The organism is Falsirhodobacter halotolerans, assembly GCF_022899245.1.
GTDB classification, from domain to species: domain Bacteria; phylum Pseudomonadota; class Alphaproteobacteria; order Rhodobacterales; family Rhodobacteraceae; genus Falsirhodobacter; species Falsirhodobacter halotolerans.
In genome coordinates, this window is the sequence record NZ_JALJAZ010000001.1 from 763,631 (window position 1) to 788,012 (window position 24,382).

General features: G+C 67.6%; 24 protein-coding genes and 1 riboswitch. Of the genes, 19 read left to right on the forward strand and 5 right to left on the reverse strand.

Features of this window, described 5'->3' with window-relative positions:
- Positions 1–77: 77 nt before the first annotated feature.
- Positions 78–268: riboswitch (cobalamin riboswitch) on the reverse strand.
- A gap of 34 nt (positions 269–302) precedes the next feature.
- Positions 303–905, forward strand: coding sequence for a cob(I)yrinic acid a,c-diamide adenosyltransferase (gene cobO, locus MU449_RS04070; protein WP_244736731.1), 603 nt, complete (start codon positions 303–305; stop codon positions 903–905).
- 1 nt (position 906) lies between these two features.
- A complete protein-coding gene (locus MU449_RS04075; protein WP_244736732.1) occupies positions 907–2,337 on the forward strand; it encodes a cobyric acid synthase in 1,431 nt (476 codons plus the stop codon).
- On the opposite strand, the gene MU449_RS04080 is transcribed toward MU449_RS04075, so the two are convergent.
- From MU449_RS04080 to MU449_RS04095, 4 genes are read right to left on the reverse strand one after another with little or no spacing between them, the layout of a single operon-like run.
- Positions 2,323–3,252: an aminotransferase class I/II-fold pyridoxal phosphate-dependent enzyme gene (locus MU449_RS04080; protein WP_244736733.1), complete on the reverse strand. Its 930-nt coding sequence runs from the start codon at positions 3,250–3,252 to the stop codon at positions 2,323–2,325. The genes MU449_RS04075 and MU449_RS04080 overlap by 15 nt on opposite strands.
- Positions 3,249–4,163 carry an adenosylcobinamide-phosphate synthase CbiB gene (cbiB, locus tag MU449_RS04085; protein ID WP_244736734.1) on the reverse strand — a complete coding sequence of 305 codons (915 nt, stop codon included), beginning with the start codon at positions 4,161–4,163 and terminating at the stop codon, positions 3,249–3,251. Before cbiB ends, MU449_RS04080 begins: the two co-directional genes overlap by 4 nt.
- Positions 4,160–4,897 (reverse strand): propanediol utilization protein, encoded by a 738-nt coding sequence (locus MU449_RS04090; protein WP_244736735.1) that lies wholly within the window; start codon positions 4,895–4,897, stop codon positions 4,160–4,162. Before MU449_RS04090 ends, cbiB begins: the two co-directional genes overlap by 4 nt.
- Positions 4,894–5,418 carry a histidine phosphatase family protein gene (locus MU449_RS04095; RefSeq protein ID WP_244736736.1) on the reverse strand — a complete coding sequence of 175 codons (525 nt, stop codon included), beginning with the start codon at positions 5,416–5,418 and terminating at the stop codon, positions 4,894–4,896. The genes MU449_RS04090 and MU449_RS04095 overlap by 4 nt, the downstream gene beginning before the upstream one ends.
- 58 nt (positions 5,419–5,476) lie before the next feature.
- Here MU449_RS04095 and cobU point away from each other — a divergent pair, with 58 nt between their 5' ends.
- The 12 genes from cobU (at position 5,477) to MU449_RS04155 (ending at position 18,600) form a co-directional block, all read left to right on the forward strand.
- Positions 5,477–5,977 (forward strand): bifunctional adenosylcobinamide kinase/adenosylcobinamide-phosphate guanylyltransferase, encoded by a 501-nt coding sequence (cobU, locus tag MU449_RS04100; protein ID WP_244736737.1) that lies wholly within the window; start codon positions 5,477–5,479, stop codon positions 5,975–5,977.
- The gene (cobT, locus tag MU449_RS04105) at positions 5,974–6,963 is read left to right on the forward strand and encodes a nicotinate-nucleotide--dimethylbenzimidazole phosphoribosyltransferase (RefSeq protein WP_244736738.1); all 990 of its coding nucleotides are present in this window, start codon (positions 5,974–5,976) and stop codon (positions 6,961–6,963) included. The genes cobU and cobT overlap by 4 nt, the downstream gene beginning before the upstream one ends.
- Positions 6,960–7,673, forward strand: a complete 714-nt coding sequence (locus tag MU449_RS04110) for an adenosylcobinamide-GDP ribazoletransferase (protein ID WP_244736739.1) — start codon at positions 6,960–6,962, stop codon at positions 7,671–7,673. Before cobT ends, MU449_RS04110 begins: the two co-directional genes overlap by 4 nt.
- A 51-nt stretch (positions 7,674–7,724) precedes the next feature.
- Entirely contained in the window at positions 7,725–8,486 is a 762-nt protein-coding gene (locus MU449_RS04115) for a DeoR/GlpR family DNA-binding transcription regulator (RefSeq protein ID WP_244736740.1), read from the forward strand.
- 71 nt (positions 8,487–8,557) lie between these two features.
- Positions 8,558–9,289, forward strand: coding sequence for an SDR family NAD(P)-dependent oxidoreductase (locus MU449_RS04120; protein WP_244736741.1), 732 nt, complete (start codon positions 8,558–8,560; stop codon positions 9,287–9,289).
- 186 nt (positions 9,290–9,475) lie between these two features.
- Positions 9,476–10,846 carry an aspartate aminotransferase family protein gene (locus tag MU449_RS04125; protein WP_244736742.1) on the forward strand — a complete coding sequence of 457 codons (1,371 nt, stop codon included), beginning with the start codon at positions 9,476–9,478 and terminating at the stop codon, positions 10,844–10,846.
- Positions 10,843–12,210 (forward strand): aminotransferase family protein, encoded by a 1,368-nt coding sequence (locus tag MU449_RS04130; RefSeq protein ID WP_244736743.1) that lies wholly within the window; start codon positions 10,843–10,845, stop codon positions 12,208–12,210. The genes MU449_RS04125 and MU449_RS04130 overlap by 4 nt, the downstream gene beginning before the upstream one ends.
- 195 nt (positions 12,211–12,405) lie before the next feature.
- Positions 12,406–13,944 (forward strand): ABC transporter substrate-binding protein, encoded by a 1,539-nt coding sequence (locus tag MU449_RS04135; protein WP_244736744.1) that lies wholly within the window; start codon positions 12,406–12,408, stop codon positions 13,942–13,944.
- Between the two features lie 4 nt (positions 13,945–13,948).
- Positions 13,949–14,902 (forward strand): ABC transporter permease, encoded by a 954-nt coding sequence (locus tag MU449_RS04140; protein ID WP_244736745.1) that lies wholly within the window; start codon positions 13,949–13,951, stop codon positions 14,900–14,902.
- The gene (locus tag MU449_RS04145; protein ID WP_244736746.1) at positions 14,899–16,818 is read left to right on the forward strand and encodes a dipeptide/oligopeptide/nickel ABC transporter permease/ATP-binding protein; all 1,920 of its coding nucleotides are present in this window, start codon (positions 14,899–14,901) and stop codon (positions 16,816–16,818) included. Before MU449_RS04140 ends, MU449_RS04145 begins: the two co-directional genes overlap by 4 nt.
- Positions 16,815–17,786: an ABC transporter ATP-binding protein gene (locus tag MU449_RS04150; protein ID WP_244736747.1), complete on the forward strand. Its 972-nt coding sequence runs from the start codon at positions 16,815–16,817 to the stop codon at positions 17,784–17,786. The genes MU449_RS04145 and MU449_RS04150 overlap by 4 nt, the downstream gene beginning before the upstream one ends.
- A 1-nt stretch (position 17,787) precedes the next feature.
- Complete coding sequence (locus MU449_RS04155; RefSeq protein ID WP_244736748.1) at positions 17,788–18,600, forward strand: creatininase family protein; 813 nt, start codon at positions 17,788–17,790, stop codon at positions 18,598–18,600.
- Between the two features lie 2 nt (positions 18,601–18,602).
- On the opposite strand, the gene MU449_RS04160 is transcribed toward MU449_RS04155, so the two are convergent.
- Complete coding sequence (locus tag MU449_RS04160) at positions 18,603–19,520, reverse strand: LysR family transcriptional regulator (protein ID WP_244736749.1); 918 nt, start codon at positions 19,518–19,520, stop codon at positions 18,603–18,605.
- Between the two features lie 137 nt (positions 19,521–19,657).
- Here MU449_RS04160 and MU449_RS04165 point away from each other — a divergent pair, with 137 nt between their 5' ends.
- Genes MU449_RS04165 through MU449_RS04185 form a run of 5 tightly spaced genes read left to right on the forward strand, consistent with a single transcriptional unit; the run spans position 19,658 to position 24,378 of the window.
- On the forward strand, positions 19,658–20,587 hold the full coding sequence (locus MU449_RS04165; protein WP_244736750.1) for a 2-hydroxyacid dehydrogenase: 930 nt from the start codon (positions 19,658–19,660) through the stop codon (positions 20,585–20,587).
- A 42-nt stretch (positions 20,588–20,629) separates the two neighbouring features.
- The gene (locus MU449_RS04170; protein ID WP_244736751.1) at positions 20,630–21,667 is read left to right on the forward strand and encodes an ABC transporter substrate-binding protein; all 1,038 of its coding nucleotides are present in this window, start codon (positions 20,630–20,632) and stop codon (positions 21,665–21,667) included.
- 7 nt (positions 21,668–21,674) lie between these two features.
- Positions 21,675–22,721: an ABC transporter ATP-binding protein gene (locus MU449_RS04175; protein WP_244736752.1), complete on the forward strand. Its 1,047-nt coding sequence runs from the start codon at positions 21,675–21,677 to the stop codon at positions 22,719–22,721.
- The gene (locus tag MU449_RS04180) at positions 22,718–23,590 is read left to right on the forward strand and encodes an ABC transporter permease (protein ID WP_244736753.1); all 873 of its coding nucleotides are present in this window, start codon (positions 22,718–22,720) and stop codon (positions 23,588–23,590) included. Before MU449_RS04175 ends, MU449_RS04180 begins: the two co-directional genes overlap by 4 nt.
- Positions 23,587–24,378, forward strand: a complete 792-nt coding sequence (locus tag MU449_RS04185; RefSeq protein WP_244736754.1) for an ABC transporter permease — start codon at positions 23,587–23,589, stop codon at positions 24,376–24,378. Before MU449_RS04180 ends, MU449_RS04185 begins: the two co-directional genes overlap by 4 nt.
- The last annotated feature ends 4 nt before the right edge of the window (positions 24,379–24,382 follow it).

A 24,382-nucleotide genomic window follows, 5' to 3' on the forward strand; every position in this document is an offset into this window, starting at 1 on the left:
TCGTTCCTTTCAAGGGGCGCATGACGAAACGACGCGGCCAAGGGCCACGTGCATTCCGGTCGCGACACACCCCGTTCGCCCGTTCTCATGCGCTGGCAGGTCTCCCGGCTTGCGGATTCAGGGTTTCCCCAACGGGCCGTCCGCCTTCCCGGTGTCCCAGTGGCGTTGGACGGACCTTTCCGGTCACGGTCGCGGGGGCGGCTGCGATCGGTCTCGCATTCCCTCTTGGCCTGTTCTAGGAACAGGAACCAGCGCGCGTCCAGATGGCGCGCTTGCCCATGGAATGTCAAGCCGAGGGGGCCATGATGGACAACGACCGCCATGCCGAGAAGAAGGCGAAGATCAAGGCCGCCCGTGACCGCATGATGGAGGGCAAGACGGGCGAGAAGGGGCTGGTGATCGTGCATACCGGGCCGGGCAAGGGCAAAAGCTCCTCCGCCTTCGGGATGGTGCTGCGCTGCGTGGCGCATGGAATGCCCTGCGCGGTGGTGCAGTTCATCAAGGGCGCGTGGGACACGGGCGAGCGGCGTCTGCTGACCGGCCATTTCGGCGATCTGGTGCAGTTTCACGCCATGGGCGAAGGCTTCACCTGGGAAACGCAGGACCGCGCGCGCGACATCGCGGCGGCGCAGGCCGGATGGGCCAAGGCCCGCGCGCTGATCGCCGACCCCGCGATCCGCATGGTGGTGCTGGACGAGATCAACATCGCGCTGCGCTACGACTATCTGGACGTGGCGGAGGTGCTGGCGGTTCTGGCCGCCAAACCCCCCATGACGCATGTGGTGCTGACCGGGCGGAACGCGAAGCCCGAGGTGATCGAGGCGGCGGATCTGGTGACCGAGATGACGGCGGTGAAGCATCCCTTCCGCGACGGGATCAAGGCGCAGGCGGGGGTGGAGTTCTGACATGCCCGCGCTGATGGTGCAGGGCGCGGGATCGAATGTCGGGAAATCGCTGATCGTCGCGGGCCTGTGCCGGGCGGCGCGTTTGCGGGGCCTGTCGGTCGCGCCGTTCAAGCCGCAGAACATGTCCAACAACGCCGCCGTTACGGTGGACGGGGGCGAGATCGGGCGCGCGCAGGCGTTGCAGGCGCGGGCCTCGGGGCGCGATCCGGTGGTGGACATGAACCCCGTCCTGCTGAAGCCGGAATCGGAAACCGGCAGTCAGGTCATCGTGCAGGGGCGGCGGGTGGCGACGGTCCGTGCGCGGGATTACGCCGCGCTGAAGCCCCGCCTGATGGCCCCGGTGCTGGAGAGTTTCGGGCGGCTGAAGGCGCAGGTGGATCTGGTGATCGTGGAAGGCGCGGGCAGCCCGGCAGAGGTCAATCTGCGGGCGGGCGACATCGCCAACATGGGCTTTGCCCGCGCCGCCGATGTGCCCGTGCTGTTGGTGGGCGACATCGACCGGGGCGGCGTCATCGCGCAGATGGTGGGCACCCATGCCGTGCTGGATGCGGGCGATCTGGGAATGGTGGAAGGCTTTTCGATCAACAAGTTCCGCGGCGATGTTCGCCTGTTCGATGAAGGCTATCGCCTGATTGCGGAGCGGACGGGCTGGCGGGGGATGGGGGTCATCCCGTGGTTTGCGGGGGCGTCCCGCCTTCCGGCCGAGGATGCGCTGGATTTGCGCGTCGCCTCACGCGGGGGGCGGGTGAAGATCGCCTGCCTGACCCTGCCGCGCATCGCCAATTTCGACGATCTGGACCCGCTGGCGGCGGAACCGGAGGTCGATCTGGTCATGGTCCGGGCGGGCGAGGCGATCCCCGGCGATGCGGCGGTGGTGATCCTGCCCGGCACCAAATCGACCCGCGCGGATCTGGCAGCGCTTCGGGCCGAGGGGTGGGATGTGGACTTGGCCGCCCATCTGCGGCGCGGCGGGCATGTGCTGGGCATTTGCGGCGGATACCAGATGCTGGGCCGGACGGTGGCCGACCCGCAGGGGATCGAGGGCGCGGCAGGCGCGACCGAGGGTCTTGGCCTTCTGGACGTGGACACGGTGATGACGGCGGACAAGCGTCTGGCGCGGGTGACGGGCGCGCGGGATGGCGTGCCGTTCGCGGGGTATGAAATCCATATCGGCCAGACCGAAGGCCCCGACCGCGCCCGACCCTTTGCACAGGTCGAAGGGCGCAATGAGGGGGCGGTGAAGGGGCGCGTCGCCGGAACCTATCTGCACGGGATGTTTGCCGATGACGCCTTTCGCGCGGCGTGGCTGGCGGGCATCGGCGCGCAGGGGGGCGCGCGTTACGAGGCCGGGGTGGAGGAGGCGCTGGACCAACTCGCCGCGCATCTGGAAACGCATATGGACGTCGAGGCCGTCCTGTCACTCGCGCGGTAGGGCGGCCTTCACCCGGTCCCATTCGTGCGGGGCGGGCAGGCCAAGCCGAAGCCACGTGCGGGAATAGGGGAAGATCCGGCTCCAGATCCCGTGTCGGGCCAGATGCGCCTGCGCCGCCGCCGCGTCCGCCGTGGCATAGGTGCGGAACAGATGCGTCCCGCCCACCAGCGGCCACGGCGCAAGCGCGTCCATCCGCGCGGCGTCCCGCGCCAGCCGGTCGATTGTGACGGCGGCCCAATCCGTATCGTCCAACGCCGCGCGCCCCACTTCCAGCGCCACGCCCGCGATGGGCCACGGCCCGGCCAGCGGGGCCACGTCCGCCCCGGCGACGAAGCCAAGCCGCAGTCCGGCAAGACCATAGAACTTGCCGAACGAGCGCAGCACCACCAGCCCCTCGCGCATATGAGGCAGAAGCGACAGATGCGGCACGGGGTCGGCAAAGCTTTCGTCCACGATCAGGCGGCGCACGTCCAGCGCCAGAAGCGCGGTCGGGTCATGCGCCTGTCCGTCGGGGTTATTGGGGTTGACCACCACCGCCAGATCGGCGCCGTTCAGGGCGGACAGGGTCACCACCTCCTCCACCCGCCAGCCCGCCGCGCGAAATTGGGCCGCATGTTCGTTATAGGTTGGGGCGAGGATGCGGGCGAGGCCGGGGGCCCACAGGCGCGGCAGCACCTGGATCGCCGCCTGCGCGCCCGCCACGGGGATCAGGGGGCGGGCCGAACCCCACGCCCGTTCCGCCGCCCGCGCCGCGGCCCCCATCGCGCGGGGTGTGGGCAGGGCGGTCCACGCCTCGGGTGGCAGCGGCGGGATGGGATAGGGCACGCGGTTGATGCCGGTGGACAGGTCGATCCAGTCCCTTCCGCCGAACAGGGCCTTTGCCCGGTCCAGATCGCCGCCATGATCGCGTGTCACAGGAATGCCCCCACCGCCAGTGCCATCCCAACCCCTAGCATCGCGCGGCGGAACAGCGCCAGCGCGCGAAAGAGGTCGGCAGGGGCGGGGTCGCGGCCCGTGGCGTTCAACCACGGCTCCGGGCTGATCGCGCCGTCATAGATGCGGGGGCCGGACAGGCGGATGCCCAGCGCGCCCGCCATCGCCGCCTCGGGCCAGCCCGCGTTGGGCGAGCGGTGGCGGCGGGCGTCGGCCCACATCGCGCGCCAGCCGCCCCCCCCGGCCACCGCAAAGAGCGCGCCGGTCAGGCGCGCGGGGATCAGGTTTGCGGCATCGTCGATGCGGGCGGCGGCCCAGCCGAACGCCTCATGCCGCGGGGTGCGGTGGCCGATCATCGAATCCAGCGTGTTGATCGCCTTGTAGGCCGCGATGCCCGGCAGGCCGAAGATCAGCCCCCAGAACAGGGGCGCGATGATCCCGTCCGAGGTGTTTTCTGCCAAACTTTCGGTCGCGGCGCGGGCGATGGCGGGGGCGTCCAGCCGGGCCGGATCGCGCCCGACGATCATCGACACCGCTCGGCGCGCCTCATCCATGTCCCCCGCCGCCAAGGGACGCGCCACCGCGGCCACATGATCGTGCAGCGAGCGGGTGGCGACCAGCGGGGCCGCCAGCACTCCGCTCAGAACGACGCCCACCGCGCCGTCGGGCAGAAGGGCCGACACGACCGCCGCCATGCCCGCCGCGACCCCGATCACCACCAGCGCCGCGGCAAGCCCCTTGACCCGCCGCGCGCGCCCCCGGTTCCAGCGACGGTCCAGCGCGGCGATCAGCGCCCCGATCCACGTCACCGGATGGCCGATCCGCGCGTGCAGGCGGGCGGGCCAGCCGAACGCCCCCTCGATCAGAAGGGCGAGGAGGAGCGCCCCGCTCATCCCCGCACCGGGAAGCTGACGATGTGCCGGAACCCCGCCTCGCGCATGGCGCGGCGGGCGGGGGTGGGGTCGGCCTCCGGCGGCAGGATCAGCGCGCGGGCGGGTCCGGTATGCGCGCGCGCCCAGCCAAGCGCGGGCAGAAAGGGCGTCGGATCCTGCGCCGGACCCCGCAGGGCCTGGGTGCGCGCGGCGGAGGTGCTGGCCAGCCGGGCCACGGTCGCCAGCGAGGGATCGGCGCACCACGCCGCCACCAGATCGGCGATGTCGGGAAAGCGGGTATCGGCGGGGTCGGTCCGTTCCCCCGCCCCCAAAAAGCCGCCGACGATGCGCATGGGCGGCAAGGGGGGCAGGGCGCGCAGAACGACCGCGCGCCGCGAGGCCCAAAGAAGGCGCTCGGGTCTGGGATGCATCAGCGGATCGACCGCCCCCTCCAGCCGCAGGCACAGGGCGGCCAGCGCGTCGGGATCGCCCCGCCCCGCCATCGCAAGGATCGCGGCCGTGGAGCTGCCCGCCCCGCCGCCCGCCGGCATGTCGGCGCGCAGGTGCCAGATGCCCGTCCGCCGCACCGCACGCGCCACGGCGGGCCGGATCACCCGCGCGCCGCGCAGGGCGAAGGGGCCGGGGCGATGGGTTGCGGTCACGGCCAGTGCGGGGCAGGGCAGGGTGATCAGCGCCACATCGCCCCCCAGACGGCCCTGCATCAGCTCGCCCATATGCCCCTCGATCCGGGTCATAGGGGTTCGTTCACCGACAGGATCGCCCAATCCGTGCCGTCGGTCCAGATGCGGGTCAGCGACAGGGGGGCGATGTGGAAGGCCAGCGCATCCTCGGGCGTGGTGAGGGCGAGGGCGAGGCCTGCGCGGATGGTGCCCGCATGGGCGACGACGGCGGTCGTGCCGGTCAGGGCGCCGAGCGCGGGGCGGGCGCGGGCGATCAGATCGGCAAAGCTTTCGCCCTGCGGCGGGCGGTGGACGGCCAGGGCCGCGCGGGGCAGCGGGCCAAGATCGGGCGGCGTCTCCGCCCCCTCCCACAGGCCGAAGTCCTGTTCCCACAGGCGCGGGTCGGTCGGGATGGGCCGGCCCGGATAAAGCGCGGCGGCGGTCGCGGTGCAGCGGCGGGCGGGGCTGGCGACGACATGATCCGCCGCAGGCCCCGCCGGTATCGGGTCGGGCAGGCGGCAGGCCGGATCGCCCCGCCCCGTCACGCGGGGCGGGGGGACGATGGGCGCGTGGCGGATCATCAAGAGCGTCGTCACGGGGACCTTTGCATCGGCGCGGTTTCGTGGTTTTAAATGCGGCGCAAAGGGGCGCGGCATGGCGGTGATACTCATTACAGGCGGGGCGCGGTCGGGCAAGAGCCTCCATGCCGAAACCCGCACGCGGGCGCTGGGCCCGAACCCCGTCTATATCGCGACGGCCCAGGCGTGGGACGCCGAAATGGCCGCCCGCATCGCCCAGCATCGCGACCGGCGCGGGCCGGATTGGCATCTGATCGAGGCGCCGCTGGACCTGTGCGCCGCGCTGGACCTTTGCGGGGCGGATCCGGCGCTGATCGATTGCCTGACGCTGTGGCTGGGCAATCTGATGCATCACGACCGCGACTGGGCGGCGGAGGTGGAGCGGCTGTGCGCCGCGCTGGCCGCGCGGACCGCGCCCGTGGTGCTGGTCACGAACGAGGTGGGGATGGGCATCGTGCCCGACAACGCGCTGGCCCGCGCCTTTCGCGATGCGCAGGGCACGCTGAACCAGCGCGTCGCACGGATCGCGGATGAGGTGGAGTTCGTCGTCTCCGGCCTGCCGATGAGGGTGAAATGACGCTGCGGGAATATCTGGATGCGCTGACCGACCTGCCGCCACCCGACCCGGTGGCGCGGGCGGAGGCCGAGGCGCGGCAGGCCAGCCTGACCAAACCCCCCGGCAGTCTGGGGCGGCTGGAGGATCTGGCGGTCTTCATGGCCGGGTGGCAGGGGCGCGCGCGGCCCCGCATCGCCCGCGCGCAGGCGCTGGTCTTTGCCGGAAACCACGGGATATGCGATCGGGGGGTAAATCCGTTCCCGCAGGCCGTCACCGCGCAGATGGTGGCGAATTTTCGCGCGGGGGGGGCGGCGATCAATCAGTTGTGCGCCGTGGCGGGGGCGGACCTGTCGGTCGTGGCGCTGGATCTGGACCGTCCGACGCAGGATTTCACCCGCGCCCCCGCCATGACCGAGGCCGAGGTTCTGGATGCCCTTCGCACGGGGGGCGAGGCGGTGGACCCCTTGGCCGACGTGCTGATCGTGGGAGAGATGGGGATCGGCAATTCCACCACCGCCGCCGCGCTGGCCTGCGCGACCTTTGGCGGCGCGCCGTTCGAATGGGTGGGGCCGGGAACGGGGGCACCCGGCGCGATGCAGGCGTTGAAGGCGCAGGTGATCGGCGAAGGGCTGGCGCGCCACGCGGACCTGCTAGGCACCCCGCTCGGGGCGTTTCGCGCCTTCGGCGGGCGGGAGCAGGCGGCGATGGCGGGTGCGGTGATCGCGGCGCGGCGGCACCGGGTGCCGGTGATCCTGGACGGCTTCATCGGCACCGCTTCGGTCGCGCCGCTGGCCCCGTGGCTGGATCATTGCCTGATCGGCCATGTCAGCGCCGAACCCGGCCATGCGGTGCTGGCAGGGCGCTTGGGCAAGCGGCCGATACTGGATCTGGGAATGCGGCTGGGCGAAGGGTCGGGGGCGGCGGTGGCGCTGATGGTGCTGCGGGCGGCGTTGGCCGCGCATGACGGCATGGCGACCTTTGCCGAAGCCGGGGTGTCGGACGCATGAACTGCCGGGACGACCTGCGCGTGGCCGCGATGCTGCTGACCCGCCTGCCGGTGGGGCGGGTCGCGCGGACGGTGCCGATGGGCGCGACGGGCTGGGCCTGGCCGCTGGTCGGGGCGGGGGTGGGCGCGGCTCAGGCCCTTGCCCTGTGGGCGGGGGGGGCGCTTGGCCTGCCGCCGCTGGCCGCCGCCGTGATCGCGGTGGCCGTGGGGCTGGGCGTGACGGGCGCGCTGCATGAGGACGGGCTGGCCGATCTGGCCGACGGCGTGGGCGGCGGGGCGACCCCGGCGCGCAAGCTGGAGATCATGCGCGACAGCCGTCTGGGCACCTTCGGCGCGGCGGCGCTGTGTCTGGCGCTGATCTTGCGGGTGGTGTGTTTCGCGGCGCTGATCGCCGTGCCATGGGTTCTGGTGGCGGCGGGGGCGGCCTCGCGCGGGCTGCTGCCATTGCTGCAATGGCAGCAGCCCGCGGCGCGGCCGGGCTTGGGGGCGCGCGCCGCCGAGGGGGGGACGGCGGCGATCTGCCTGATCGCGCTGGGCCTTGGGACGGTGGCGCTGATCCCGGTGGGGGGGGTGCTGCCGCTGATCGCCGCGCAGGCCGGGGTGGCGGCCCTTGCGCACCGACAGATCGGCGGGATCAACGGGGACGTTCTGGGGGCCGCGCAGGTGGTGGGGGAGGCCGCGATTCTGCTGGCGGTCCTGTCAGCGCTTTAACCGCTTGCCCTTTTTGCCCGTTCGGTCATCCTGCCCCGGACAGGAGAGCCCATGCACCCCCGAGATCGCCATGCCCGCATCGTCGACGCGCTGGACCGCGACGGCACCGTCACGGTCGAGGATCTGGCCGACCGGCTTCAAACCTCGCGCGAGACGATCCGCCGGGATCTGGCGGCGCTGGACCGGCGGGGCCTGCTGCGCAAGACCCATGGCGGGGCGCGACGGATCACCCACATCCCCGAGGAGGTGCGTTTCGACACCCGCATGTTTTCCGCCGTGGCCGAGAAACGGCGCATCGCGGCGGCGGCGGCGGACCTGTTGCGCAACGGCGATTCGCTGTTTCTGGATGCGGGATCGACCTCGGTCTTTCTGGCGGAACGTCTGGCGGGGTTGGCGGGGCTGACGGTCATCACCAACGCCGTGGCCACCTTGCCGCATCTGGCGGCGCGGGGGCATCGCGTGTTCCTGCTGGGGGGCGAATTCGACGGCGACGCGCACTGCACCTTCGGCCCCCAGACCGAGCGCGAGATGGAAAGCTTTCGCGCCGATCATGCCATCCTGACCGTGGGTGCGGTGACCGAGGACGGGGTGTTCGACTTCGACCTGCGCGAAGCGACGATCTCTCGTCGGATGTTGGCGCAGGCGCGGCAGGTGACGGTGCTGGCGGACCATGTGAAGTTTGGCCGCGACGCGCTGTTCCGCATCGGCACCTTCGCCCATATCGACCGCATCGTGACCGACCGGGCGCCCGAACCCGCGCTTTTGCGCAAATTGGAGGCGGCGGGCGTGCAGGTGATGGTCGCCCCGGAATGATGGGCCTTGTGCGACGAAAAACCGACCCTATCCTGTAGGCACCTCCCCCCCCCGACGAAAGGACGTCTGCCGTGACCAAATTCTGTCTGCTGACCGGGGCCAGCCGGGGAATCGGCCATGCCACGGTGAAGGTCATGCAGCGCGAGGGGTGGCGGGTTCTGACCGTATCGCGCCAGCCGTTTTCGGAGGAATGCCGCTGGCCCGGCGCGCGCGAAAGCCACATTCAGGCCGATCTGGCCGATCTGGACAGCATCCCGGCGCTGGCCGCCGATGTGCGCAGCCGGTTGCCGGACGGGGAACTGGCGGCGCTGGTGAACAATGCCGGGATTTCTCCCAAGGGGCCGGGGGGCGCGCGGTTGGGCGTGTCGGACACGGATGCGATGGCATGGTCCACGGTACTGAACGTCAATCTGGTGTCCACCGCGCTTCTGGTGCGGGAACTGCTGCCGGAACTGACCCGCGCCAAGGGGTCGGTGGTCAATGTCACCTCCATCGCCGGATCGCGGGTGCATCCGTTTGCGGGCGTGGCCTACGCGGCATCCAAGGCCGGTCTGGCCGCGCTGACGCGCGAATTGGCGCATGAATTCGGCCCGCTGGGCATCCGCGCCAACGCCATTTCGCCGGGAGAGATCGCGACCTCCATCCTGTCGCCCGGCACCGATGAAATGGTGGAGCGCGAGGTTCCCCTGCGCCGTCTGGGCACGACCGAGGAGGTGGCGCGCACCATCCATTTCCTGTGCACCGACGCCTCCTCCTATATCAACGGGGCGGAAATCCACATCAATGGCGGGCAGCATGTCTGACATTCGCAATCTGCCCGTTCGTGCGGCAGCGTCCCGCCCTTGGTGACCGAACGGGCGACGATCGCGCGGAATGCAGGCAGAATGTGACGGTTCGGTCAAAACCTGCCGCGTCGTGACTACATTTTTCTTGCCAGCCGCGATGGGTGCGCGCTTCCATGACGGGGCCACAGATGAATGGACCCCGTCATGAACGTCATTCCCAATTCGCTTTCCGCCCGCGACCTGAAATACATGCTGCATCCGGTGACCAACGCCCGTGTGCATGAAAAGACCGGCCCGCTGATCATCACCAAGGGCGACGGGGTCTTTGTCATCGACGATGCGGGCAAGGACTATATCGAAGGCATGGCCGGATTGTGGAGCGTGGCGCTGGGCTTTTCCGAAAAGCGGCTGGTCGATGCGGCGACCGCGCAGATGGCCGAACTGCCCTACATGCACCTGTTTGCCAGCCGGTCGCAGGAACCGTCGATCGAACTGGCCGAAAAGCTGGTGCAGATGACGCCGGACGGGCTGGACCGCGTGTTCTTCACCAATTCGGGGTCGGAAGCCAACGACACCGTCATCAAGATGGTCTGGTTCTACAACAACGCGATCGGGCGGCCCGAGAAGAAGAAGTTCATCTCCCGCCTGAAGGCCTATCACGGGATCACGCTGGCGGCGGGCAGCCTGACGGGCATTCCGGCCAACCACAAGGGGTTCGACCTGCCCTTCGATTTCGTCCGCCATCTGAGCACACCGCATTACTGGCGCAACGCGCAGGAGGGGGAAAGCGAGGAGCAGTATTCCGACCGTCTGGCGGCAGAGCTGGAGGAGATGATCCTGGCCGAGGGGCCGGAGACGGTCGCGGCCTTCATCGGCGAGCCGTTGATGGGCGCGGGCGGTGTGATGCCCCCGCCGAAGGGATATTGGCCCAAGATGCAGGCCGTGTGCCGCAAATACGATGTGCTGATCGTCGCGGACGAGGTCATCAACGGATTTGGCCGCACCGGACACATGTTCGCCTGCGAGACGTATGGCCTGCAACCCGACATGCTGGTGCTGTCCAAACAGATCACCTCGTCCTATCTCCCGCTGGCGGCGATCGTGTTTTCCGAAGCGATCTACCAGGGCATTGCCGATGGCAGCAGCGAACTGGGCACGTTCGGCCACGGCTACACCACCTCCGGGCATCCGGTGGCGACGGCAGTGGGTCTGGAATGCCTGAAGATCATCGAGGAACGCGACCTGGTCACCAACGCCCGCCGCATGGGGGAAAAGATGCGTGCCGCCTTGGCGACATACGCCGACCATCCCTTCGTGGGCGAAGTGCGGGGCGAAGGGATGGTTGCCGCGATCGAATTCGTGGCCGACAAGACCGCCAAGACCGGCTTCACCCCGGTCGGCAAGGCCGCACAGGCCGTCATGGCGGCGGCGCAGCGCCACGGCCTTCTGGTCCGCGCCATCGGGGAATCGATCTGCTTCTGCCCGCCGATGATCATCTCGGACAGTGAGATGGACGAATTGCTGGCCCGGTTCGACCGCGCCATGACGGACGCATTCGAAGGGTTCGAAGCATGACCAACGATCTGAGCGAGGTGATCGAGGCCGACCGCGCTCATGTCTGGCACCATCTGAGCCAGCACAAGACCTATGAAACGGTGGACCCGCGCATCATCGTGGAGGGTAAGGGCCTGGATGTCTGGGACGCGGCGGGGCGGCAGTATCTGGACGCGCTGTCGGGCGGGGTGTGGACGGTCAATGTCGGCTATGGCCGGACCAGCATTGCCGATGCGGTTCATGCGCAACTGGTCAAGATGAACTATTTCGCGCAGGCGGCGGGGTCGGTTCCCGCCGCGATGTTCGCCAAGAAGCTGCTCGAGAAGATGCCGGGGCTGAACCGCGTCTATTACTCCAATTCGGGGTCGGAGGCGAATGAGAAGGTGTTCAAGATGGTGCGCCAGATCTCGGCGCGGCATCACGGAGGCGGGAAGTCGAAGATCCTCTATCGCGAGCGGGATTACCACGGCACCACCATCGCCACCCTGGCGGCGGCGGGCCAGCCGGAGCGGGCGGCGATGTATGGCCCGTTCCCCGACGGCTTCGTGCAGGTGCCCCACTGCCTGGAATACCACGCCCAATGGGACGTGGAGGATTACGGCCGCCGCGCCGCCGACGCGATCGAGGAGGTGATCCTGCGCGAGGGGCCCGACACCGTGGGCCTGCTCTGTCTGGAGCCGATCACGGCGGGGGGCGGTGTGATCGTGCCGCCCAAGGGATACTGGGACCGCGTGCAGGACATCTGCCGCACCTATGACATCCTGCTGCATATCGACGAGGTGGTCTGCGGCATCGGGCGCACCGGCGAATGGTTCGGATACCAGAATTTCGGCGTGAAGCCGGATTTCGTGACCATGGCCAAGGGGCTCGCCTCCGGCTATGCCGCGATTTCCTGCACCGTCACGACGGAAGCCGTGTTCGATCTGTTCAAGGACGATCCGACCGATCCCCTGTCCTATTTCCGTGACATCTCCACCTTCGGGGGCTGCACATCGGGGCCCGCGGCGGCGCTGGAGAACATGCGCATCATCGAAGACGAGGGGCTTCTGGCGAACACCAAAGCCATGGGGGAACGGCTGCGCACCAACCTTTTGGACCTGCAGTCGCGCCATGCGGTGATTGGGGATGTGCGGGGCATGGGGTTGTTCATGGGGGCGGAACTGGTTTCCGACCGCGCCACCCGCCAGCCGGTCCCCGAGGCGCTGGCGCAGCGCGTCGTGGCCGAAGCGGCCAATGCGGGGGTGATGATCGGTGTCACCAACAGGTCGATCCCCGGGTTCAACAACACGATCTGCCTGTCGCCCGCATTGATCGTGACGTCGGCCCAGATCGACCGGATCACCGACGCCATCGACATCGCGTTGACCAAGGTTTTCGCCGCCTGACACGGGCTTACGCGACCTGACCCGGCCCGTCCCCCTTGCGGGGCGGGCCTTTTCTTATGGCGGGCGCACAAAACAATCTATCGGTCATAAAAGTTTTTTCGATTGGACCTTTGGGGTTTTGGCAGGTTCGATGAAGGCAAGAAGACGGGCGCCGATCCCGCACCTCCCATCCCCAGCAGACACCGAGGTATTCTTATGACCCTTACCAACACGCATTTGTCACGCCGCGCCATTCTGGTGGGCCTGGGGGCGGGCCTTGCCGCGCTGGCCCTGCCGCGCGGACTGGCGGCGCAGGAGGCGGGCGGCACGTTGCGCTTCGGCCTGTCCACCTTTCCCCCCAGCCTTAGCCCGTTCGACAATGTGGGGGGGGCTGCGAACACGGTGAAGCTCTCGATCCATCGGGGTCTGATGGGGTATAACGCGGCGGCGGAGCTGCAGCCCGAACTGGCCGAAAGCTATGACTGGGAGGATGAGACGACCGTCACCTTCCGCCTGCGCGACAATGCGGTGTTTCACAACGGCGATCCGGTGACGGCGGCGGACGTGATCCATTCGCTGGAGGAAATCCGCAAGGAGGGATCGACCGCCTTCCTGCGCAGCGATCTGGCAATCATCGACGGGATGGAGGCGGTGGACGACAAGACCGTCCGCATCACCCTCACCTCGCCCAGCGCGGTGTTCCTGAACCTTCTGGCGAATTACTGCGCGCCGGTGATTTCCGCCAAATCCACGGCAGAGGACATCATCGGTTGCGGCCCGTTCCAGCTTTCGGGGCAGGAGCGGGGCGTGTTCATCGAAGTCACCGCCTTCCCCGATTTCTATACCGAAGGGGAGCCGGGCGTGGGCGGCATTCGCTTCATCGTCTATGCCGACGAGAACCTGCGCTATTCCGCGCTGGAGGCGGGGGATGTCGATCTGATCGAATATCTGCCGTGGAGTCAGTTCGCCACGGTGGAGGCGTCGGACCAGATGGAGATGCACGCCACCTCCGGCCCGTTCATGTTCCTTCTGTTCAACGTGGCGCAGGAAGGCCCGCTCAAGGATCCGCGCGTGCGCCAGGCCATCGGCTATGCCATCGAACGGCAGGACATCGTGGATGCAGCCTTTGCCGGATACGGCACGCCGCTTTACGGCTTTCCGAACCCCGAAGGGTCCACGGTTCCCATCTCGGATGAAGGGATCGCCTACAGCTATGACATGGAACGGGCGATGGAGCTTCTGGCCGAGGCGGGGTATCCCAACGGCTTCGATTGCCGTCTTCTGGGCACCGCCACCTATGGTATGCATCAGGACACCGCATCCGTCGTTCAGGCCTATCTGGCGATGATCGGCATCAACGCGACGCTGGATCTGCCCGACTGGGGCAGCCGCGTGACGGCGGGGACCGAAGGCCGCTACGACATCGCCGTGCACGGGGCGTCGGGGACGTTCAACGACCCGGATGCGCTGTTCTCCATGCTCTATTCCGGCAACCCGTCCTATCTGCAATCCTATGGCTTCAAGAGCGAGCGGATCGACAGCCTGCTGTTGCAGGGACGGAACGAACCGGACCCGGAGAAGCGCCGCGCCATCTACCAGGATCTTGCCGCCGCCTATTACGAGGAGGTGCCGCAGGTGCCGCTCAACTGGCGCACGCAGGCCCATGCCAGCCGGGGCGTGTCGGGGTTCGCCGCCTTGCCGGGCTTCTTGAACGGGTCGAGCGGGTTTTCGCTGGATGAAGCGAAGCTGGACTGATCCCATGGCCGGTTTTCTGCTTCGCCGCCTGCTGGCCGCCGCCGCGATGCTGTTCACGGTGGGCACGATCATCTTCCTGATGCTGGTTATCGTGCCGGGCGATCCGGCGGAACTGCTTCTGTCCACGGGCGGGGGCAGTGCGACCCCCGAAACCATCGCCGCCCTGCGTGAACGGATGGGGCTGGATCAGCCCGTCTTCACCCAATACGCAATGTTCCTGTGGAACAGCGTGCAGTTCGATTTCGGCACCTCGCTGATCGACGGGTCGTCCATCGCGGGCAACATCGCCCGGCGTCTGCCCCGCACGTTGGAACTGATCGCTGCGGGGACGGTGCTGGCGCTGCTGGTGGCCATTCCGGCGGGCACGCTGGCGGGGCTGCGGGCGGGGGGGCGGTTCGACATCGCGGCCTCCGGGCTGAACGCGCTTCTGACCTCCATCCCCGGCTTCGTTCTGGGCACGCTGTTCATCTATTTCTTTGCGCAGGTGCTGAACCTGCTGCCGGCGGGGGGGTATGTTCCCTTCGCGCAGGACCCGGTGCAGCATCTGCGCACCCTGATCCTTCCGGCGGTGACCGTGGGCCTGCATCTGGCGACGATCGTGTTCCGCATGACGCGGGCCAGCGTGCTGGAGATGCGGGGCCATGACTGGGTGCGCACCGCGACCGCCAAGGGCCTGCCGCGCCGCACGGTCGTGCGCCGCCACGTGTTGCAGAACGCGCTGGGCCCGGTGATCACCGTGGTGGGGATGCAGCTTGGCATCCTGCTCGGCTCCACCGTGCTGGTTGAGTTCGTGTATAACTGGCCGGGCCTGTCGGGCTTTCTGGTGACGGCGGTGGAACAGCGCGACTACCCCTCGGTGCGCGCGATCATCCTGACGGTGGCCGCCATCTTCATCGCGATCAACCTTGTGATCGACGTGCTCTATTCCCTTCTGGACCCGAGGATCCGCCTCGAATGACATCCATACCCGCCAGCCGGACGCGCCGTCGCGCGTGGCCCGCCATTCCCCGCCGCATGATCCTGCCCGCCGTCTTTCTGGGCGCGCTGATCCTGATCCCCTTTGCCGCGCCGCTGATCACCTCTGACAACCCGATCCAGATTTCCGTCCGCGACCGTCTGGCCGCGCCCAGTTGGGACCATTGGCTGGGGCAGGACGAATTCGGGCGCGACCGTCTGGCGCGTGTGCTCTATGGCGGGCAGGTGTCGCTGACGGTGGCCTTCGTCGCGACATCGGTCGCCTGCATCATCGGCACCTTGTTCGGGCTGATCGGCGCGTATTTCCGGGGGCCGTTCCAGTTCATCACCCGCCGTCTGTCGGATGTGGTCCTGTGCTTTCCGCCGATCCTGCTGGCACTTCTGGTCGTGACGCTGTTCGGGCCGGGGACGGGCACGCTGGTGTCGGTCCTGTCCATCCTGTATTTCCCGGCCTTTGCCCGCATCGCCTTTTCCGAAGCCGTGCGCGTGACCGCGCTGGATTTCGTCGAGGCGTCGCGCGCCTTGGGCACGCCATCGCGCCGGATCGTGTTCCGCACCATCCTGCCCAACATCGCGGGGCCGGTGTCGGTGCAGTATTCGCTGACGGCGGCGGCGGCGATCACCATCGAAAGCGGGCTGTCCTTTCTGGGCCTGGGCGTCGTGCCCCCCGCGCCAAGCTGGGGCCAGATGATCCGCGGCGCGCGGCAGTTCATGAATCAGGATCCGCTGGGCATCATCATCCCCTGCGTGGCGCTGACGCTGACCATCTATGCCATCAACTTCTTCTGCGACCGCCTGCGGGATACGTTGGACCCCAAGGGGAACGGCGGCGGCAAGGACGCGGTGTCGCGCCCCTCCTCTGGCGGGGCGGTCGCGGCGGCGCCCGATACGGTGGCCGCGATCCACGGCCTGCGGCTGGACATTCCGCGCCCCGGCCGCCCGGTGTCGGTGATCGAGGATGTCAGCCTGACCCTGCGCGCCAATCAGTGCACCGCGCTGGTGGGGGAAAGCGGGTCGGGCAAGTCGCTGTCGTCGCTGGCGCTGATGGGGCTGCTGCCCTCCGGCATCCGTCAGGCGTCGGGCACCTTGTCCCTGCGCCGGAAATCGGGCGACATGGTCGATCTGGGCCGCCTGACCCCCCGTGAGTTGGAGGATGTGCGCGGCAACGACGTCGCCATGATCTTTCAGGAACCCATGACCAGTCTGAACCCGATCCACAAGGTCGGCGCGCAGATGACCGAGGCCATTCTGGCCCACCGCCCCATGGCGAAGGCCGCCGCGCGGGCGCGGGCGATCGAGCTTCTGACGCTGGTGGGCATCAACGAGCCGGAGCGCCGCTTCGACGGGTATCCGCACGAGATGTCGGGCGGGATGCGGCAGCGGGTGATGATCGCCATGGCGCTGTGCTGCGAGCCGCGCCTGCTGATCGCGGACGAACCCACCACCGCGCTGGACGTGACGATCCAGGCCGAGATCATCGAGCTGCTGCAACGCCTGCGCCACGAATATGCCGAAGGGCTGAGCCTTTTGTTCATCAGCCACAACCTGGGCGTGGTGGCCGAGATCGCCGACCGTGTGGCCGTGATGTATTCCGGTCAGATCGTGGAGGAGGGACCGGCGAAGGACATTCTGAACGATCCGCACCACCCCTATACCCGCGCGCTGCTGGAAAGCATGCCCTCCAGCCATGAGGAGATGCATTCGGCCCGGGGCGACCGGCTTCTGGCCGTCGCAGGGACGCCGCCATTGCCGGATCGCCGTCCGTCGGGCTGCACCTTCCGCGACCGCTGCCCCATCGCCATCGACGCCTGCGCCGGCATCCGGCCCGACCTGTCGGGTCCGGGGGACCGCCGCGTCCGCTGCATCCGTGCGCCCGAAGCCGGAAAGGACGCCGCATGACCGCCCTTTTGGACGTGAAATCCCTGAACAAGCATTACCCCGTGGGCCGCAAGGGCCTGTTCGGCAAGGGGCGGATGCAGGTGCTGCGCGATGTCAGCCTGACCGTCGCCCCCGGCGAAGTATTGGGGCTGGTGGGGGAAAGCGGTTCGGGCAAAAGCACGATCGGCAAGGCAGTTCTGCGCCTGATCGACAGCGACAGCGCGGGGATGACCTTTGACGGGCATGACCTGACCCGCATCTCCTCGGCCGATCTGCGGCGGTTGCGCAAGGACATGCAGATCATCTTCCAGGACCCCTATGCCAGTCTGGACCCGCGCAAGACCATCCGCGCGACCCTGGCCGAGGCGCTGGACACGCACCGCCTGCACATGGGCGACGCGCGGCAGGCCCGGCTGGAGGCGCTGATGCGGATGGTCGGGCTGAACCCCGATTTCCTCGACCGCTATCCGCATGAATTTTCCGGCGGGCAGCGGCAGCGGATCGGCATCGCGCGGGCGCTGGCGGTGGAGCCGAAATTCATCGTCTGCGACGAGGCGGTGTCGGCGCTGGACGTGTCCATTCAGGCGCAGGTGCTGAACCTGCTGGCCGATCTGCGGCAAAGCCAGGGCATCTCGCTTTTGTTCATCAGCCACGATCTGTCGGTGGTCCGCTATATCTCGGACCGGATCATGGTGCTGTATCTGGGCCGCGTGATGGAGGTGGGGCCGGCGGATGCGGTGCATTTCGCGCCGCAGCACCCCTATACCGCCGCACTGGTGTCCGCCGAACCCAGCCTTGCGCGGTCTTCGTCCCGCATCCGGCTGGAGGGGGAGATCCCGTCCCCCCTGACCCCGCCTTCGGGCTGCGTGTTCCGCACACGCTGCCCCTTTGCCATCCCCGCCTGCGGGGCAGGGGTGCCCGAATTGCGGCCCGCGGGCGACGGACGCCTGAAGGCCTGCATCCGCGACGACATTTCCACAGGAGAGTAGGATGACCACCGCGAAACTGAAGATGGCCGAACTGACCAGCGAGGAGGCCCGCCAATACCTGACCGACGAGGCGGTGATCCTTCTGCCCATGGGGTCGTTGGAAGATCAGGGCACCCATGCGCCGATGGGCGATTATCTGGGCGCGGAATGCGTGGCGCTGGACATTGCCCGCGCGGCCCGCGCCGAAGGGGTGCCGACCTTCGTCGCCCCGCCGGTGCCGTTCGGCGGCGCGGATTATTTCGGATCGTCCCATGGCGGGATCGCCATCGAACAGGCGACGCTGACGGCGCTGATCAACGACATGATCGCCAGCCTGGCCCGCCACGGGCTGACCAAGGTTCTGATCATCAACGGCCATGGCGGCAACGTGCAGGCCATCAACGAGGTGACGCAGAACTGGCGCCGCAAGAACGGGATGTTCGTGGCGTCGATGTATCTGTGGCAAATCAGCTATGAGCTTTTGAAGGACATTCTGGGGCCGGAGCAGGCGGCTCGCGCGTCCGGCCACGGGGGCGATCCACTGACCTCCATCGGGCTGCATTATTATCCCGACATCCTGCGGATGGATCTGCGGCAGGCCCCGCCCAAGGACCGCAAGGTCATGGGCATGGACGTGGCCGGCATGTCGGCCATCAAATACGACGGCGCGCGGATCCAGGTCCCGATCGAGGCGATCGAGAGCGCGCCGCATGGCGTCTGGGGCGGTGATCCGGTCCATGCCTCGGCCGAGACGGGCCGCGCGCTGTCGGACCGGCTGGTGAAGATCGGGGCGGGGTTCATCCGCGATCACGTGGCCAAGGGCTTCGCCGGGTAACCTTACGTCTCCATGAAGGTGACATAGCGGGGATGGGCCGCCGCCCATTCCCGTGCCGCCTGACGGGCCAGTTCCAGAAGGCTTTCGGATTGTTGCTTGCGCGCGCGGTTCATGTGGACGCAGCGCGTGACCAGCGGGGCAAGTTGCACCGTCGCCGGGATTTCGGTCAGAAGGCCGGTCGTCAGCTCCATCTCCACCGCCGCCAGGGGAATGGCGGACACGCCATAGCCCGCGCGCACCATGTCGCAGATATTGCCCAGCGAATTGCCGGTGTGCCGCGCGTTCGGGCGGCGGCGCAACTCCTCGACCATGTCGGCCACGGGGCGGAACAGCGGTGAGGTGTGGGGATAAAGGATCAGGGGATAGCCCCGGATCTCGTCCGGGGTCAGCGCGCGGGAGATCTGGCCCGCCACGTCGGGCCGCGCGACCCATCCCACGCGAAACTGCACCGAGAAGCTGTTCGCGATCTGCGGCAGGCCCGCCTCGCCGGTCACGAAGGCCATGTCCAGCGTGCCGTTGCGCATCAGTTCCTTCAGATCGACATTGGAGGCGGAGTGGAAATCCACGAGCCCGATATCGGGATCGGCCGACACCTTGCGCCGCAGCGTCGCCCCCCAGGTGTTGGTGACCATTCCAACCATGCCGATCGTATAACGTTTCTTTCGCCCCGCGCGCAGCCGCCCCGTCAGCGCCTCGGACAAAGACAGGAACGTCTCGGCGTATTCGGCGACTTCATGGCCTTGTTCGGTCAGGGCGAAGGTGGGGGAATCGCGGTTGATCAGCGGCACGCCGAACGCATCCTCCAACCCTGAAATCCTTGCGGAAACAGCCGGTTGCGTCAGGCCGATCCGGTCGGCCACCTTCTGGAAACTTTGCAGGCGCGTCAGCCAATAGAACGCCTCGATCTGCTTGAAGTTCATGTCGTCTCATCCCTCCGGGGGCCCGCGCCGATCATAGAATTTATTTATGAACCCGACCATTATTTTTGCTTTGACGGTTCGGGGCAACCCGCCGTTCCATGGGCGCAACACATTCGACATTCCGAAGGACCGACCCGATGCATGTTGCCGTCTATCTCCCCAGCGATGAAAAGACCAAGGACTGGTGCCAGATGCTGGGCGACCTGATGCCCGACTGGTCGTTCGAGCCGATGAAGACGGTGAAGGACCCCGAGGCCATCACCTATACCGTCGTGTGGCGGCCGCCCACGGGGGGGATGACGGGGTTTTCCAACCTCAAGGCGGTGGTGTCGATCGGCGCGGGGATCGACCACGTTCTGGCGGACGAGGATCTGCCGGATGTGCCGATCATCCGCACCGTGGGCCGCGACCTGACGCAGCGGATGAAGGAATACGTGGCGCTGCATGTGCTGCGCCATCACCGCGCGCTGCCCGCCCTGCAGGCCAGCCAGGCGAAGGGGAAATGGGAACCGGTCATCGTGCCGCCCGCCACGGGCCGCCGCGTGGGCATCATGGGTCTGGGCAATCTGGGCGCCGAGGCGGCGAAGCTGCTGGCCACCATCGGTTTCGACGTGGTCGGTTGGTCGCGCAGCCCAAAGGAGATCGAGGGCATCCGCACTTTCGCCGGGAAGGATCAGTTCGGCGCGTTTCTGAACGGCACCGAAATCCTGGTCTGCCTGCTGCCCCTGACCGAAGACACGCGCGGCATCCTGAATGCCGACACCTTCAACCGCCTGCCACGCGGGGCAAGCGTCATCAACGCGGCGCGGGGGCCGCATCTGGTGGATGCCGACCTTCTGGGGGCGCTCGCCTCGGGTCAGATCGCGGGGGCCACGCTGGACGTGTTCCATGTCGAACCGCTGCCCGCCGAACATCCGTTCTGGTACCATCCGCAGATCACCGTGACGCCGCATGTGGCCTCGTTGATCGACGCGCCGACCGGCAGCCGCATCATCGCCAAGAACCTGCGCGAATTCGAAAAGACCGGCACCGTCGCGGATCTGGCCGACGGCAAGCGCGGCTACTGACATCAAGGTCGAAACGGCCATACCCCAACAGGAGAGACGTTCATGAAAACCATTCTGTCCGCGGCGATCCTTGCCGCCGCCACCGCCGCCCCCCTCTCTGCGCAGGATCTGACGGGCAACCTGACCATCGCGTCCTATACCGGCATCTTTCAGGACAAATACACCGCCGCCGTGATCGATCCGTTCCTGGCCGAACATCCGGGCCTGACGGTCACCTATGCCAGCGCGCGGGGATCGGCGGATCAGCTGGGCGCGTTGCGCGCGCAGGCGAATGACCCGCAACTGGATGTCGTGCTCTTTGACGTGACAACCGCGTTGATCGGAAACAAGGAGGGGCTCTTGGCCCCGCTGACGGTCGAGGATGTCCCGAACCTGGCCGATCTGGTGCCCGAGGCAACGGTGCAGGAAGGCTACGGCCCCGCCGTGACCTTCGACAACGAGGTCATCATCTACAACACCGATCTGGTGCAGGGCACGCCGGAGTCGCTCGAGGTGCTGTGGGATCCGCAATATGCGGGCAAGCTGGCGGTGACCTCGATGCCCAGCATTCTGGGAACGGGGCTGATGGTCATGACCTCGTCCATGCTGGGCGAGGATTATACCCAAGGCGTGGACCAGTCGATCGAGAAGCTGGCCGAACTGGCCCCCGCTGTGCAGACCTTCGACCCCAAGCCCGACAGTTACACCCTTGTCCTGAACGGGACGGTGGCCATGGCCACGGGGTGGAACGCGCGCGCCCAGACCTATTCCAACGATGCGGATGGCAAACTGGGGGTGATGACCCCGAAAGAGGGGACGGTCCTTCAGATCAACACCATCAATCTGGTGGAGGGGGCGAAGAACCCCGACGCGGCGAAGGCCTTCATCGATTACGCCCTGTCGCCCGAAGCGCAGGCGGCCTTCACCGAAGCGATGTATTATTCGCCCACCAACGCCAAGGCGCAACCGAGCGAGGACGCCCGTGCGCGCACCGTCTTCGGCCAGATGGACCAGACGCTGCCGCTGGACTGGACCTGGGTCGCCACGCAGAACGACCGTTGGAACGCGATGTGGAAGCGTCGCATCATCTCGGCCAACTGAGATGGGGATGACGGGACCCGCGCATATCCGCATCGATGGGCTGACCTTCGATTACGGGGGCAAGCGTCCGGCGGTGGACAGGCTGTCGTTCGACATCGCGAAGGGCGAGTTCATCGGCCTCCTCGGTCCTTCGGGCTGCGGCAAATCGACGACGCTGCGCATGTTCGCGGGGCTTCTGGCCCCCACGGCGGGCAGCATCACCATCGACGGAAGGGACATCGTGTCCCGCCCGCCATGGGAACGAAACCTGGGCTTGGTCTTTCAGTCCTATGCCCTGTTCCCGCACATGACCGTGGCGCAGAACGTGGCCTTCGGCCTGTCCTTGCGCAAGGTGGGCAAGGACGAGATGCGCGCCCGCGTGGCCGAGGCCCTGCGCGTCGTGCGGCTGGAGGCATTTGCCGAACGCCGTCCCGCCGAACTGTCGGGCGGCCAGCAGCAGCGCGTGGCCATCGCCCGCGCCATCGTGATCGAGCCGGAGATTCTGCTGCTGGACGAACCCCTGTCCAACCTCGACGCGCGGTTGCGCGACGAGATGCGGTTCGAACTGCGCGACATCCAGACCCGCACCGGCATCACCACCCTGTTCGTCACCCATGACCAGCAGGAGGCGTTGACCATGTGCGACCGCATCGCCGTGATGAACGAAGGGCGGCTGGAACAGATCGGCACCCCGTCCGACATCTATGACAACGCGGCGACGCCGTTCGTCGCCAATTTCATCGGGCGGGCGAACACCCTGTCCGCGCAGGGGGAGGGCGGTCGCCTTCGTCTGGGCGACGTGGTCGTGCCCGCCCCGGCGAATGTGCCGGCAGGGGCCGCGCAGGCCGTGATCCGCCCCCATGTCGTGCGCCTGACCCCCAGCGGCCCGCTGATGGCCGAGGTGACGCGGCGCGTCTTCGTCGGGTCGATGATCGAGGTGGAGTTGCGGCTGGACAACGGCCAGACCCTGATCGCCGACCTGCGCCCCGGCGATCCCGACGATGCGCTGGCCCAGCCTGGCGCGCGGGTGGGGGTGGACTGGCGGGCCGACGATCTGCGGGTCTTTGCCGCATGATGGCCTTCGCCCCCCCCGGAACCGCGACCCGCTGGACGCCGTGGCTGCTCATGGCGCCCGTGCTGTGCGTGCTGTCGATCAGCTTCATCGCGCCGATGATCTGGCTGTTCCGCATGTCGCTGAACATTTCGGATTACGGCGCGATCGTGCAGGCGGTCAGCTTCGACACCTATGTCGCGATCCTGAGCGACAGCTACTATCTCGACCTGTTGGGCCGCACGCTGAAGCTGGCCGTGACCTGTTCGGTCATTGCGCTGCTTTTGGCCTATCCCATGGCGCTGTTCCTGTCGCGCACCACATCGCGGTGGAAGACGGTGCTGACGGTTCTGGCCGCATCCCCGCTTCTGGTGTCGGCGGTGGTGCGGTCCTTTGGCTGGATGGTCACGCTGGGCAATGACGGGGTGGTGAACTCGCTTCTGCTGCATCTGGGCGTGCTGTCCGCCCCGGTGCAGCTGGTCAACAACTATACCGGCGTGGTGATCGGCCTGTCCGAGGCGATCATGCCCTATATGTTCCTGACGATCATGGCTGGACTTGGCCGTCTGGACCCCCGGTTGGACGAGGCGGCGCAATCGCTGGGCGCGCCGCCCCACGTCGTGTTTTTCCGCGTGACGCTGCCGCTGACGGTGCCTGCCATCATCGCGGCGCTGACCATCGGGTTCGTGCTGTCGATCTCGTCCTATATCACGCCGTCGCTTCTGGGCGGGGGCCGGGTGTTCCTGCTGGCGACCGAGGTGTTCGACCTTGCGCTTCTGACGCTGGACTGGCCGACCGCCGCCGCGCTGGCCTTCCTGATGCTGGCGATGTTCCTGATCGCGATGACGGTGACCGCGCTGTTCATCCGCTCTCTCACGAAGGTGCGCACATGACCCGTTTCATCGGCATCCTTGCCCGCATCTATGTCATCGGCGTCTTCGGGTTCGTCTTCGTGCCGCTGTTCATCGTGTTCATCATGTCGTTCAGCGCCGACGCCTATCTGTCCTTCCCCCCGTCGGGGTGGAGCCTCAGGTGGTATGGCGAGGTTCTGAACAATCAGGGCTTCATGGTGGGCCTGAAGAACTCGGTCATCATTGCGGTGATCGTGGCGGTCCTCAGCCTCGTGCTGGGTTTGCCCGCCGCCTATGCGCTGGTGCGGCTGGAGTTTCGGGGGCGCGAGTTTCTGCGCAACCTGATCCTTGCGCCCCTGGTCCTGCCATCGATGATGCTGGGCCTGGGCATCCTGATGGTCTTCACCCCCGCCGGTCTGGTCGCGACCTTTCCGGGGCTGGTTCTGGCGCATCTGGTGATGACCCTGCCGTTTTCGGTGCGCATCCTGCAGACGAGCCTTGGGAACTTGGGGCAGGACGTGGAACATGCGGCGATGACGCTGGGCGCGCGGCCATTGCAGGTGTTCACCCGCATCACGCTGCCGCGTCTGATGCCGGGGATCGTCGCCTCCTCGGCCATCGCCGCCATCATGTCCTTTGACGAGATTGTCCTGTCGCTGTTCCTTGTCGGTCCGCGCCTGACGACGCTGCCCGTGGCGCTTTACCGCTATGTGGACGAACGGACGGATCCGATGGTGGCGGTGCTGGCGGTGCTGCTGATCGCGGTGTCGCTGGGAATGGTTCTGCTGATCGAACGCACGGTCGGTTTCACGAAAGCCTTCGGGCGTTAAGGAG